The sequence below is a fragment of the Tessaracoccus palaemonis genome (assembly GCF_019316905.1).
Classification (GTDB): Bacteria; Actinomycetota; Actinomycetes; order Propionibacteriales; family Propionibacteriaceae; genus Arachnia; species Arachnia palaemonis.
Genome location: NZ_CP079216.1, coordinates 2,069,649 through 2,083,257 on the forward strand (window position 1 = coordinate 2,069,649; position 13,609 = coordinate 2,083,257).

Genomic DNA, 13,609 nt, shown 5'->3' on the forward strand with positions numbered 1-13,609 from the left:
GCTACGTTTGGCACATGCCCACCGATCGTGCCACGTTCCCCCAGGTGGTCGACTCGGTCCGCGAGCAGACCTCGCTCCTGCTGGGGTCCACCATCGGCTTCACCGACGAGGACTGGGCCCGCCCGACGGCGCTGAGCGGCTGGACCCGCAGCCACGTGGCGGCGCATCTGGCCGACGGCGCCATGGCCATGATCCGGGTGATCGAGGGCCTCCGGCAGGGCATCGAGCAGCGGCTGTACGAGTCCGATGCGGCGAAGCGCCGGTCGATCGAACTCGGCGCGCTCGCCAGCGGACTCGACCTGCAGATCCGCCTCGACACCAGCGCGAGCACGCTGCAGGTGGAGCTGCCCGAGCTGGAGTTCGACGCGCGCCCCGTCGAGCTGCGTGCCGGCTACCGGCTTCCCTTCCGGCGGCTGCCGCTGGCACGCCTGAGCGAGGTGGTCCTGCACCACATGGATCTCGCCCCCAACTTCGAGCCCCGCGACCTGCCCGCCGCCATCGCCGTCGAGCTGCTGCGCTTCCAGGTCGACCGCATCGGCCGCAGCGGCGACTACCCGCCCCTGAAGGTCGTCGCGGACGAGGGCTACACGGGCGTGGTCGGCCGCATCGGCGACGGCATCGAGATGCACGGGCCGGCGGGCGACCTGCTCGCCTGGCTGGCCCGCGGCACCGAGTCCCCCCGCATCTACCGGGCCTGATCCGGGAGGGCTGCTAGCGTCGCGACATGACGCAGCCCAGGCTCTCGAGGGTCAGCATCGCCGCCATCGTGGTGGCAGTGGCGGTGCTGCTCGCGGCGGGGTTCTTCGTCTACCAGCGCCTTGCCCCGGCCGCCGTTCCCTCCGTGGGCGAGTGCATCACCATCACAGGTGAGGATGAACTCGACCACGAGGTCGTCGACTGCGACGACGCCTCGACGTACTCCTACCTGGTCGCGGAGGTACACGACGGGTCCGCCGACTGCGCAGAGGGGATCTCCTACGAGCTGCAGTCCACGCGTGGGGACACCACGACGACGGACAAGACCGCGTGCCTCGTCCCGCAATTCGCGGAGGGGTCGTGCTACACGATCGTCGACGACTCGCTCTCCCTCTACGCGGTGACGACCGACTGCGCGGCGGCCGACTTCGTCGTCGACTCCGTGGTGAACAACAACAACGGGTCGTGCGTGTCGCCTGCCGAGCCGTGGAACCTGACGTCCCCCGCCCGCACGTACTGCATCCGCCTGGTGACCTGACGGGCTTCGCCCCTCAGCGAATCTGTCGGTGCGGCGGACTAGGTTGGTGGCATGCGACCGATCGAGGAACTGCAGCGCCAGGTGGCGCCGCTGGAAGTCATCTCCCAGTTCTCGCCGTCCGGGGACCAGCCGAAGGCCATCGACGAGCTGGAGGAGCGCATCGAGGCCGGAGAGAAGGACGTCGTGCTCCTGGGTGCGACGGGCACCGGCAAGACGGCGACGGTCGCCTGGCTCGCGGAGCGCCTGCAGCGCCCGATCCTCGTGATGCAACCGAACAAGACCCTGGCGGCCCAGTTCGCGAACGAGTTGCGGGACCTGATGCCCAACAACGCCGTCGAGTACTTCGTGTCGTACTACGACTACTACCAGCCCGAGGCCTACCTCCCGCAGACGGACACCTACATCGAGAAGGACTCCTCGTTGAACGAGGAGGTGGAGCGGATGCGGCACGCGGCCACCAGTTCGCTGCTGACCCGGCGCGATGTGATCGTGGTCGCCACGGTGTCGGCCATCTACGGACTGGGCACCCCCGAGGAGTACCTGCAGCAGCGCGTCACGCTGCGCGTCGGTGAGGAGTACGACCGCGACCGGCTGCTGCGGCATCTGGTGGACATCCAGTACGCGCGCAACGACATCGGCGGCGGCCGCGGCACGTTCAAGGTGAAGGGCGACACGCTCGAGATCTACCCGATGTACGAGGAGAACGCCCTTCGGGTGGAGATGTTCGGCGACGAGGTCGAGCGCATCACCACCATCCACCCCCTGACGGGCAACGTGATCCTCGAGGAGTCCGAGGCCTACGTCTTCCCGGCGACGCACTACTCCGCGGGAGCCGAGCGGATGGACCGGGCCATCGGCGGCATCGAGAAGGAGCTGGCCGAGCGGCTCGCCGAGTTCGAGGAGCAGGGCAAGCTGCTGGAGGCCCAGCGCCTGCGGATGCGCACGAGCTACGACATCGAGATGATGCGGCAGATCGGCACCTGCTCCGGCATCGAGAACTACTCGCGCCACATCGACGGCCGGACGGCCGGCTCCGCGCCGTCGTGTCTCCTCGACTACTTCCCCGAGGACTTCGTGCTGGTCGTCGACGAGTCGCACGTCACCATCCCGCAGATCGGCGGCATGTACGAGGGCGACGCGTCACGCAAGCGCACCCTGGTGGAGCACGGCTTCCGGCTGCCGAGCGCCATCGACAACCGGCCGCTGAAGTTCGACGAGTTCGTCGAGCGGATCGGGCAGACGGTGTACCTCTCCGCCACCCCCGGCCCGTACGAGATGGAGCGCAGCCGCGGCTTCGTCGAGCAGATCATCCGCCCCACCGGCCTGGTCGACCCCGAGGTCGTGCTGAAGCCGACGCGCGGCCAGATCGACGACCTGATGGCCGAGGTCACGCTCCGCGTGGAGCGCAACGAGCGCGTGCTGGTCACCACGCTGACAAAGAAGATGGCCGAGGACCTGACGGACTACCTGATGGACCACGGCATCCGCACCCGGTACCTGCACTCCGACATCGACACCATCCGGCGCATCGAGCTGCTGCGCGAGCTGCGGCTCGGCGAGTACGACGTGCTGGTGGGCATCAACCTGCTGCGCGAGGGACTCGACCTTCCCGAGGTGTCTCTGGTGGCCATCCTCGACGCCGACAAGGAGGGCTTCCTGCGCTCCGAACGCTCGCTGATCCAGACGATCGGCCGCGCCGCCCGTAACGTCGCGGGCCAGGTCCACATGTACGCGGACAAGATCACGCCGTCGATGGAGGCGGCCATCGACGAGACGAACCGACGCCGCGAGATCCAGGTCGCCTACAACACCGAGCACGGCATCGACCCGCAGCCGCTGCGCAAGCGCATCGCCGACGTGACCGAGATGCTGGCCCGCGAGGACGCCGACACCGACGAGCTGCTCGCCACCACGTCGGGCTCGAAGAAGCCGGGACGCGGCCTCGACGCGTCGTCGATGGCCCAGTCCGAGCTGGCCCAGCTGATCGAGGACCTCACCGCGCAGATGCACCGGGCCGCCGCCGAGCTGCAGTTCGAGGTGGCAGCCCGCCACCGCGACGAGATCTCCGACCTGAAGAAGGAGCTCCGCGGCATGGTGGAGGCCACCCGCTGACCTAGAAGAGCAGCACGCCGATGAGGGCGCCCGCCGCGGTGGTGGTCACGCTGAGGATGAGCATCGGCACGAAGAAGCTGTGATCCACCAGCTTCGTGCCGAGCTTCGTGGTGCCGGTGAGGTCGAAGTTGGCGACCGCGATCTGCGTGCCGTTGGCCGGCAGCGTGTAGATGCCGCCGAGGCCGCCGACCCACAGCCCCGTGACGAGGCCCGCGGGCATGCCCGCGGCCAGCCCGATCGGCACGATCGTGCGGGTGGCGGTCGACTGGCTCGTGGTCAGGGCCGCCACGAGGAACACCGCGAGCGCCAGCATGAACGGCCACTGCGTCACCTGCCCGCCGATGGTGTCGATGATGTAGGCCTCGTGCGCAGAGATGAAGGTCGCCGTCAGCCAGGCGATCCCGAGCAACGCGATGGCGGAGATCATGCCCGCCTTGAAGACCGACTGGTCCGGCACCGTCGCCACGTCCGGCCTGCCGACCAGGAGGATGAGCACGCCGACCGTGAACATGACAAGGACGATCGTCGTGGTCATCCCGACGGGTGCCGTGCCGTCACCGGATGCGACGTCCGGCCGGAGCCCGGGGAAGATCCCGAAGAACACCACGGCCACGACGCCGAGCAGGAAGACGACTGCCGAGGCGCGCCCGCGGGAGGTGAAGGTGAGCCTGCTCGCGGCGGATTCGCCGTCGTCGGAACTGGGCGGCGCCAACTCCCCCGACGCGATCCTCGCCTGCACGTCCGGGTCGTCGTCGAGCTCTGGCCACATCCGGTTCACCACCAGGGCCGTCACCACGATCCCGATCACGCACGCGGGCACGGTGATCGCGAGGATCTGGCCGAGGCCGAGGTTGTACGGCTCCACGTAGGTAAGCGTGAGCATGGCCGCCATCGCGGCGGAGACCGGCGAGGCCGCCAGCGCGATGGCCGACTGGACGACGGTCACGCTCAGCGGGCGCGCCGGCCTGATGTTGTTCCGGTAGGAGACGTCGTAGATGACCGGCAGCAGCGGGTAGATGATGTTGCCCGTCCCGGCCCCGACCGAGAACAGGAACGCGGTAAGGGGGGCGATGAGCGTGATCTGGCGCGGCCGCTTCTCGATCACCCGGGCCGCGACGGCGACCATCCAGTCGATCCCACCCGCCGCCTGCATCAGCGCAGCCGTGGTGACCACGGCGAGGATGATCGCGACGGCGTCGGTAGGAGGGCTGCCGGGCGCCTCGCGGAACACGAACACCAGCACGAAGGTCCCGAGCCCGCCCCACAGCCCGACCCCCACGCCACCCGACCGGGTGCCCATGGCTATCGCGCCCAGCATGACGAGCGCCTCGAGGATGAGGTTGATGGTCATCGCAAGCGACCTCTCCGGCGGTGATCCTCGGAGCAGGACCGCTGCGGGGCACCGTCACGGGGAATCTAGCAGCGGGCCGGTTCCCCGCAGGCTCAGGGCAGCGAGGCGATCGGCCCGTTCCAGAGGCCGATGACCTGGCTCGCCGTCTCCTCCAGCGAGCCAGAGTTGTCGATCACCCACGAGGCCACCGCGAGCCGCTCGTCACGGGCGGCCTGGGCCCGCAGCCGCGCGTACGCCTGCTCGAGCGTGAGTCCGTTGCGCTCCATCAACCGGGTCAGCTGCTCATCCTCGGGCAGGTCGACGACGACCACATGCCGGAAGCCGCCGACGAGCCCCGACTCCAGCAGCAGGGGGATGACATGCAGCACGACGGATCCGACCGGTGCGCCGGCCTCCCGCTCCTGCGAGGCAACCCGCACGCGCGGGTGGATGATCGCGTTGAGGTCCGCCCTGGCGTCCTCGTCCGCGAAGATCAGCTCCCCCAGCCGGGCGCGGTCGAGAGCCCCGTCGGGTCGGAGCACCATCGGCCCGAAGCGCTCCGCGACCAGGGCCAGTCCCTCGGTCCCCGGCTCGACGACCTCGCGGGCCAGCACGTCCGAGTCGATGATCACGGCCCCCAACTCGCGGAACAGCTCGGCGACGGTGGACTTGCCGGAGGCGATCCCCCCGGTCAGCGCGATGCATGGCATGCGCGTCAGCCTAGCCGTGCTCGGTCGTGAGGTGCCCATCCCGGTTCGCCGAGCCCTTCGACCAGCTCAGGGAACCGGTTCGTTGAGCACTTCGACCAGCTCAGCACACCTGTCGAGGTGCCCATCCCGGTTCGCCGAGCTTGTCGAGGTACCCATCCCGGTTCGCCGAGCTTGTCGAGGTACCCATCCCGGTTCGCCGAGCTTGTCGAGGTGCCCTGAGCGCAGCGAAGGGAAGTCAGCCGCTCCGTGCTGGACGGAGGCTGTCAGCCGCAGCGTGCGAGGTCTGTGGCGTCGGCGATGGTGTCGCACCAGTCCTGGATGGTCCTCTCGACGGGGCTGAGCTGTGGGCCGAGGTCGGGGGTGCATTCCAGCCACGCGCCGCCGCTGGTGACCTCGTACACGTAACCCAGGGGGCTGGTCCACCGGAAGTGGCCCGGCGCGATCTGATTCAGCACCCAGGCGCCCTTGGTCTTGCCACGGTGGACGCGGCGGCAGAGCTGGGCCAGGTTGTCCAGCCGGGTCTGGCCGGGGCGACCGGGCTGATAGGTGGTGTTGTGGTCGATGTCCAGGCGGCGGGTGCGGGTGGAGAACGGGAAAGCCTCCGTGGGTCGCAGCAGCCGCAACGCTTTGCGCATCCGCCGAGTCGGCCGGTACCCGTCGGCCGGCTCCATGTTGTTCAGGTCGATGACGGGCTGGACCTTCAGGATGATCTCCCCGTTGCGGTACCCGTCTCCGAGCAACTCGCCGAGCAGCGCGGTGGTCAGGGTGTCGGCGCGCTCGACCGATGCGACCAGGTCAAGGGTTCCGTCCGCGTCGGCGGTGATGTGCACGACGATCTCCACCCTCGGCAGCGGGGACGACGGCTCGCTGAGCCTGTCGAAGCGCCCTGAGCGCAGCGAAGGGTCCCGGCTCCGGTCGAGCGTCTCGTCAACGCTGGCCATATCGGAACGCACTGCGTGGGGCGGTGGGTCCTCGCCTCGCTCCGCTCGGCGCCCTTCGACGAGCTCAGGGAACCGGTAAGGCGGCTCAGGGGGCTGGGGCGGCTCAGGGAACCGGAGCGGCGGCTCAGGGAACCGGTCGGGTCGCGACGTGTCCCGTGTCTCGCCTCGCTCCGCTCGGCGCCCTTCGACGAGCTCAGGGAACCGGGTCGGCTCAGGGGGCTGGGTCGGCTCAGGGAACGGGGGCGGCTCAGGGAACGGGGGCGGCTCAGGGAACCGGTCCGACTCAGGTGAAGTGTCGGGTCGCCGAGCACTTCGACGGGGCTCAGCACATGCCTGTCGAGGCGCCTTGAGCGAAGCGAAAGGACCACCCCCAACCGAGTGATCCAGCCGTGGATCGTCGGGTGGCTGCCAGTCGGGAGGCTCATCGTCAGGGAACGGGGGCTCCTCGTCCTCGTCAGGTGGCTCCACTGCCAGCGGCAGCTCGAGGACTGAGGGCCGTGCGGCCGTGCCGATGTCCGACTCGCTGCAGGGACTGTCCCAGTCGATGCTGAGGGCGGGCTGGTCGGCGGAGAGGATGGTGAGCAGCAGGTCTGGGTTCATCGCCAGGGACAGGGCCTTCGCCCGCCGCGCTGAATGATCCAACCCCGGATACCGGTCCCGCAGTCGTTCAGAGATTCGGTGCAGGCGTTCGTCGACGATCCTGCCGTCCAACACATCAAGGCGCCCGCCGATGCTCGTGACACCCGGCTCCAGATCGCGCAGCCACACCCCACGCCGCGCCCGGGCCTCGGCCTCCCGCTCCCGCGCGGCGGCCGCGTCGACGCGGATGATCAGCTTCTTCAGTTCCCCCAGCGCGGCGCTGGGGACCAGCCCGTACTGCCTGGGCAGCCAGCGCGCGGTGACGGTCTCGGCCTGCATCGGATCCAGGTCCCGACACAACCACGCGGCCCTGGCTGCGAGCCACGATTCGACTTCACCGTTGATCACGGCCTCGAACAGCATCGGGTGGCGATACTTCAAGTTCAGGGCGGAGGCGATCTTCTCGATCGCCGCGGTCTGGGAACACCGCAGCAACGCGGCGACCTCCATCGCCAGGAACTCCGACACACTCGGGGTGCCTTCCCCGCCGGGGTGGACCAGCTTCTCGGTGAGTTTCGTGTCGCGGTCCCGGTAGATCTCGGTCCCGTAATCCAGCAGGTCCGCCTCGTCCAGGCGGTAGGCCAGGGCGAGGTCGCAGATGGCCTCCAGTTCCTCGGCCTCGCCACTGCGGCGCAGGGCGACACCTGCGCGGAGGCGGTTGGTCGCCTGCCGGGAGTCGTCGCGTCGCCTGCTTTCCATGACACTAACGCTACGACCCGCCACCGACACTTTTCGCACGCCCGTCTGAATTATCCACAAGCCGCGTGGTCGTCGTCGGCTGTCACTTTCCCCGGGGCCTCCTCGATTCCGTGCACAACGATGCGTATTTCCGGGCCGCTGTTCCCATGTTGCAGCGGTCCCGGTATAGGCATCTTTGTGCCGGAAAGGGGGACGGGGGTGGGTGGGAACCGGGGTGGGCTCAGGGGACCGGACTTCCCTTCGCTTCGCTCAGGGCCCTTCGACAAGCTCAGGGAACCGGGCACACTCAGGGAGCCGGGCAAGCTCAGGAACCGGGCAAGCTCAGGGAGCCGGGCAAGCTCAGGAACCGGGCACACTCAGGGAGCCGGGCAAGCTCAGGAACCGGGGCTCAGGGAACCGGGGCTCAGGGAACCGGGGTGGCCGCAAACGGCTGAGGCGCCGATCCCCGAAGGGATCGGCGCCTCAGCTCTGGTGAGTCAGGAACTCAGTTGCCGGCGAGCTTCTCGCGGAGAGCCTGCAGCGACTCGTCCGAAGCCAGCGAGCCCTCGGTGGAGGTCTCAGTGGTGTAGCCGGTGCCGGCGTCGACGGCCGCATCGCGCTCGGCGACCTCGGCGGTCTCGACCTGACGCTTGTGCTGCTCCCACAGGGCGTGGGCCTCGGCGTACTGGGCCTCCCAGGCTGCACGCTGCTCGTCGTAGCCTTCCTTCCACTCGTTGGTCTCCGGATCGAAGCCCTCGGGGTAGATGTAGTTGCCCTGGTCGTCGTAGGACGCCTGCATGCCGTACAGCAGCGGGTCGAAGTCGTCGGACTGGACGTCGACGCCCTCGTTGGCCTGCTTGAGCGACAGGGAGACGCGGCGACGCTCGAGGTCGATGTCGATGACCTTGACCATGCGCTCGTCACCGACGGAGACGACCTGCTCGGGGATCTCGACGTGACGCTCGGCGAGCTCGGACACGTGGACCAGGCCCTCGATGCCCTCGCCGACGCGGACGAACGCGCCGAACGGGACGAGCTTGGTGACCTTGCCGGGCACGATCTGGCCGATCTGGTGCAGACGCGCGAAGGTCTGCCACGGATCCTCCTGGGTCGCCTTCAGCGACAAGGACACGCGCTCGCGGTCCATGTCCACCTCGAGGACCTCGACCGTGACGGGCATGCCGACCTCGACAACCTCGTTCGGGTGGTCGATGTGCTTCCAGGACAGCTCGGAGACGTGCACGAGGCCGTCGACGCCGCCAAGGTCGACGAAGGCGCCGAAGTTGACGATCGAGGACACGACACCCTTGCGGATCTGGCCCTTCTGGAGCTGGGTGAGGAACGTGTGGCGGACCTCGGACTGGGTCTGCTCGAGCCACGCACGACGCGACAGGACCACGTTGTTGCGGTTCTTGTCGAGCTCGATGATCTTGGCCTCGAGCTCCATGCCCACGTAGGGCTGGAGGTCGCGGACGCGACGCATCTCGACGAGCGAGGCGGGCAGGAAGCCACGAAGACCGATGTCAACGATGAGGCCACCCTTGACAACCTCGATGACGGAGCCGGTGACGACGCCGTCCTCTTCCTTGATCTTCTCGATCGTGCCCCAGGCGCGCTCGTACTGAGCACGCTTCTTGGACAGGATCAGGCGACCCTCCTTGTCCTCCTTCTGCTGGACGAGCGCCTCGATCTCGTCGCCGACCTTGACGACGTCGAACGGGTCGACGTCGTGCTTGATCGACAGCTCCTTCGAGGGGATGACGCCTTCGGTCTTGTAACCGATGTCGAGCAGGACCTCGTCCCGATCGACCTTGACGACGGTGCCGGACACGATGTCCCCGTCGTTGAAGTACTTGATGGTGGCGTCGACCGCGGCCAGGAAAGCCTCGGGAGTGCCAATGTCGTCGACTGCGACAGTCGAGGCCTCAGTAGAGGAGGTCATGTAGTAGGGCTCCGAATGAGAAAAGTCTCGCGTTCTGGCCCTTTACAGCACTCCCTGCTCCGTCCGAGGCAATGCAGGCCAGAGTGCCCCCCTAGGATACCCAGGCGTGCCGCGAGGGTCAACCTGGCTGGCGAGTGCCGGCGCGGGGCCTAAGCTGGGGCCGTGACCCAGCCGCGCCACGGCCCGGACAGCCGGAAGAGTACCTTGCCCCGACTCGTTCTGCTCGTCGTGGGCCTGCTGGTCCTCGCCCTCGCCGTGTGGGGGGTTGCCTCCGAGGAAACTAAGCACATCGGGCAGGACGCAGGTCCGTCACCCTCTCCCGCCGCGTCGTCGTCCACGCCGGCGCCCGCACCCTCCTCCTCGGCGCCCCCCGACGGCTGCTCACCCGCAGGCGAGGGCTTCGTGCCGGATCGCTACAGCATCGAGGCGCTGGGCGTGGACGAGCCCGTCGTCGCCCTCGACCTCGACGCGTCCGGCAGCATCGCCGCCCCACCGCTCGACGAGCCGCGGATGGCGTCCTGGTGGAGCGGGGGCCCGGAGCCGGGCAGCGGCGAGGGGCAGGTCGTCCTCACGATCCACACGTACCGCAACGGCGGGGCCGTCGGGAACGAGCTGTTCGCCGACGGGCAGCCGCAGCTCAGCCCCGGCGACGTGCTCCGTCTGACGGGACCGGACGGCGCCGTGCAGTGCTACGGGTTCACGGCTGCCACCAAGATCGCGGTCGCGGACTACGACCCCGACTCGGACCTGATGGTCGACTTCGACGGGGAGCCGCGGCTCGCCATCATCATCTGCTGGGACTTCGACGGCACCGACTGGGATTCGCGGGTGTTCTTCCACTTCGACCCGATCGGCGGCGCCGAGGACTGATCAGTGGGCCGCGGACTCCCAGTCCTGGCCGACGCCGACGGACACGTCGAGCGGCACCAACAGGTCGAAGGCCCCGGTCATCTCGCGCCGCACGATGTCGGCGACGGCCTCCTGCTCACCCCGTGCGACCTCGAGCACGAGCTCGTCGTGCACCTGCAGCAGCACGCGGCTGGCCAGTCCCGACTCGGAGATGGCCCGGTCGAGGTTGATCATCGCGACCTTGATGACGTCGGCCGCCGACCCCTGGATCGGTGAGTTCAGGGCGGCCCGCTCCGCCATCTCGCGGCGCTGCCGGTTGCTGCTCGTCAGGTCGGGCAGGTAGCGGCGGCGACCGAGCATCGTCTCGGTGTAGCCGGTGCGGCGCGCCTCGTCGACGATGCCCGCGAGGTAGGCGTGCACGCCCCCGACGCGGGCGAAGTAGTCCTCCATCAGGGCCTTGGCCTCGCCGACGGAGATCTTCAGCTGGTTGCTGAGTCCGAAGGCGCTCAACCCGTAGGCCAGGCCGTAGTTCATGGCCTTGATGCGGGCGCGCATCTCGCCCGTGACGTCCTCGGGCGCGACGCCGAACACCAGCGACGCCATCTCGCCGTGGAAGTCGCGGCCTGATGTGAATGCGTCGATGAGGCCGGCGTCGCCGGATGCGTGCGCCATGATGCGCATCTCGATCTGCGAGTAGTCGGCCGACATGAGCGACTCGAAGCCCTCCCCCGGCACGAACGCCGAGCGGATCCGGCGGCCGACCGCGGTGCGGATCGGGATGTTCTGCAGGTTCGGGTCCGTGGACGACAGGCGGCCGGTGGCGGCGATCGTCTGCACGTAGGTGGTGTGGATGCGGCCGTCATCGGCGACGGCGGCCAGCAGCCCGTCGACAGTCTGGCGCAGCCGGATCGCGTCGCGGTGCGCGAGCAGGTGACCGAGGAACGGGTGCGCGGTCTTCGCGAACAGCCCCTCAAGCGCCTCCGCGTCCGTGGTGTACCCGGACTTGGTGCGGCGGGTCTTCGGCATGTCCAGCTCGTCGAACAGCACGCCTTGGAGCTGCTTGGGCGAGCCGAGGTTCACCTCGTGGCCCAGCACGTCCCAGGCGGCCTGCTGGGCCGCGGTCACGCTGGCGTCGAACTCGTCGCGCAGCGCCTCGAGCCGGCCGCGGTCGACGGCGACGCCGGTGCGTTCCATGCGCGCGAGGCTCACCTGCACGGGCAGCTCGACCTGCGTCATCAGGCTGGCGGCGCCCTGCTCCTCGAGCTGGCCCTCCAGCGCTCCTGCGAGGTCGAACACGGCGCGCGAGCGCAGCAGCGCGGCCTCGGCGTCGCGGTCGGAGTCCTCGTCGAAGTCGAAGGCGGCCTGCGGGTCCTGCGTGGTGTCGGCGGCGAGGCTCAGGTCGCGGTTCAGCAGCCTGAGCGAGAGGTCGGCCAGGTCGTAGGCGCGCTGGTCGGGGCGCACCAGGTACGCGGCGAGCAGCGTGTCGACGGCGACGCCGCGCAGCTCCCAGCCGCGGGCCCAGCAGGCCAGCATCGGGCCCTTGGCGCCGTGCACGTACTTCGCGCGCGACGGGTCCGCGAGCCAGGCGGCCAGGGCCGCGTCGTCGGCCGGGGTCAGCGCCGCGGTGTCGAGCCAGGCACCCTCGCCGTCGCCCGCGGCCAGCGCGATGCCTGTCACGTCGCCGGTGCCGGAGCCCCAGTGGCCGACGAACTCCGCGGCCGTCGGCCCTGAGGCATGCGCCTCCAGCCAGGCACCGACGGCGCCCGGGGCGAGCGGACCGCCACGCACCTCGAAGGCCTCGGCCTGCGTCTCCTCCGCGGGCGCGAGCTCCAGCAGCCGCTCGCGCAGGACCCGGAACTCCAGCGCGTCGAACAGCTCGTGCACGCGCGCACGGTCCCAGTCGTGCCGCTCCGTCGCCGCCACCGTCGTGTCGAGCTGGAGGTCGCGCACCAGCGCGTTGAGCCGCCGGTTCCGCACCACGTCGCCCAGGTGCTCGCGCAGCGAGGCGCCCGCCTTGCCGGGGATCTGCTCTGCGCGGGCGACGATGTTGTCCAGCCCGTCGTAGGCGGTCAGCCACTTCGCCGCAGTCTTCGGCCCGACGCCGGGCACCCCGGGGAGGTTGTCGCTGGTCTCCCCCACCAGCGCCGCGAGCTCCGGGTAGCGGGCGGGCGGGACGAGGTACTTCTCCTCCACGGTGGAAGGGGTCATCCGCGCGAGGTCCGAGACACCCTTGCGCGGGTAGAGAACCGTGACGTGGTCGGTCACGAGCTGCATGGCATCGCGGTCGCCGGTGACGATCGACACGTCGAACCCCTCGGACTCGGCGCGCGTCGACATCGTCGCGATGATGTCGTCCGCCTCGTAGCCCGGCAGCTCCAGGTGGGCGACGTTGAGCGCGTCGAGGACCTCCTTGATGAGGGTCACCTGTCCCGTGAACTCCTCGGGTGACTTGGCGCGCGTGCCCTTGTACTCGGGGTACTCCTCGGTGCGGAACGACTGCCTGGCAACGTCGAACGCGACGGCAAGGTGGGTGGGTCGCTCGTCGCGCAGCACGTTGATCAGCATGGAGGTGAACCCGAACACGGCGTTGGTGTGCTGCCCCGTGCTGGTGGCGAAGTTCTCCACCGGAAGGGCGTAGAACGCCCGGTAGGCCACGGAGTGGCCGTCGATCAGCAGCAGTCTTGGCGCGTCAGTCACACGCCGAGCCTACCGAATGGGCCGTCGGCCGAGGACCGGCCAGATGGCCTACTGTCGTGTCCATGACAGACCTGCCCGCCTGGCTCGACTCCATGGCCTCCCCCCTCGACGCGAAGCTCGGCCTTGAGCTGACCGAACTCACGCCGTCGCGGGTCGTCGGCTCGATCCCCGTGGAGGGCAACCAGCAGCCATTCGGTCTCCTGCACGGCGGCGCGTCCGGCGTGCTCGTCGAGACCCTGGCGTCGATGGGCGCGGTGGCCCACGGGATGCCGGACGGGAAGGTGCCGGTCGGCATCGACCTGAATGTGACACACCTGAGGGGTGTGCGCTCGGGTCGCGTCACCGGCGTCGCCACGGCTCTGCACCTGGGCAGGACGCTGGCCGTCTACCAGGTGGAGATCACCGACGACACCGGGCGGAGAACCGCCGTCGGCCGGCTGACGTGTCAGCTCATCGCCGCCCCGCCGGGGGCGTAGC

The 13,609-nt window shown here is 69.3% G+C and carries 10 protein-coding genes; 5 read left to right on the plus strand and 5 right to left on the minus strand.

Going from position 1 to position 13,609, the window contains the following annotated elements; all coding sequences use genetic code 11:
- Window positions 1–14 precede the first annotated feature (14 nt).
- The 3 genes from KDB89_RS09405 to uvrB are packed head-to-tail and all read left to right on the plus strand — an operon-like array spanning window position 15 to window position 3,346.
- Window positions 15–698 carry a maleylpyruvate isomerase family mycothiol-dependent enzyme gene (locus KDB89_RS09405; protein WP_219080471.1) on the plus strand — a complete coding sequence of 228 codons (684 nt, stop codon included), beginning with the start codon at window positions 15–17 and terminating at the stop codon, window positions 696–698.
- A gap of 26 nt (window positions 699–724) precedes the next feature.
- Window positions 725–1,234: an LppU/SCO3897 family protein gene (locus tag KDB89_RS09410; protein WP_219080473.1), complete on the plus strand. Its 510-nt coding sequence runs from the start codon at window positions 725–727 to the stop codon at window positions 1,232–1,234.
- Between the two features lie 51 nt (window positions 1,235–1,285).
- Window positions 1,286–3,346: an excinuclease ABC subunit UvrB gene (uvrB, locus tag KDB89_RS09415; protein ID WP_219080475.1), complete on the plus strand. Its 2,061-nt coding sequence runs from the start codon at window positions 1,286–1,288 to the stop codon at window positions 3,344–3,346.
- 1 nt (window position 3,347) lies between these two features.
- On the opposite strand, the gene KDB89_RS09420 is transcribed toward uvrB, so the two are convergent.
- The 4 genes from KDB89_RS09420 to rpsA form a co-directional block, all read right to left on the minus strand.
- Window positions 3,348–4,697, minus strand: a complete 1,350-nt coding sequence (locus KDB89_RS09420) for an anaerobic C4-dicarboxylate transporter family protein (RefSeq protein ID WP_219080477.1) — start codon at window positions 4,695–4,697, stop codon at window positions 3,348–3,350.
- A 92-nt stretch (window positions 4,698–4,789) separates the two neighbouring features.
- Complete coding sequence (gene coaE / locus KDB89_RS09425) at window positions 4,790–5,386, minus strand: dephospho-CoA kinase (protein ID WP_219080479.1); 597 nt, start codon at window positions 5,384–5,386, stop codon at window positions 4,790–4,792.
- Between the two features lie 263 nt (window positions 5,387–5,649).
- Complete coding sequence (locus KDB89_RS09430) at window positions 5,650–7,665, minus strand: DUF222 domain-containing protein (RefSeq protein ID WP_219080481.1); 2,016 nt, start codon at window positions 7,663–7,665, stop codon at window positions 5,650–5,652.
- A gap of 484 nt (window positions 7,666–8,149) precedes the next feature.
- Window positions 8,150–9,586: a 30S ribosomal protein S1 gene (gene rpsA / locus KDB89_RS09435; protein WP_219080482.1), complete on the minus strand. Its 1,437-nt coding sequence runs from the start codon at window positions 9,584–9,586 to the stop codon at window positions 8,150–8,152.
- Between the two features lie 204 nt (window positions 9,587–9,790).
- Between rpsA and KDB89_RS09440 the strand changes: the two genes are divergently transcribed.
- On the plus strand, window positions 9,791–10,456 hold the full coding sequence (locus KDB89_RS09440) for a class F sortase (RefSeq protein ID WP_219080484.1): 666 nt from the start codon (window positions 9,791–9,793) through the stop codon (window positions 10,454–10,456).
- On the opposite strand, the gene polA is transcribed toward KDB89_RS09440, so the two are convergent.
- Window positions 10,457–13,132 (minus strand): DNA polymerase I, encoded by a 2,676-nt coding sequence (polA, locus tag KDB89_RS09445; RefSeq protein WP_219080486.1) that lies wholly within the window; start codon window positions 13,130–13,132, stop codon window positions 10,457–10,459.
- A 62-nt stretch (window positions 13,133–13,194) separates the two neighbouring features.
- Between polA and KDB89_RS09450 the strand changes: the two genes are divergently transcribed.
- On the plus strand, window positions 13,195–13,608 hold the full coding sequence (locus KDB89_RS09450; protein WP_219080488.1) for a PaaI family thioesterase: 414 nt from the start codon (window positions 13,195–13,197) through the stop codon (window positions 13,606–13,608).
- Window position 13,609 lies beyond the last annotated feature (1 nt).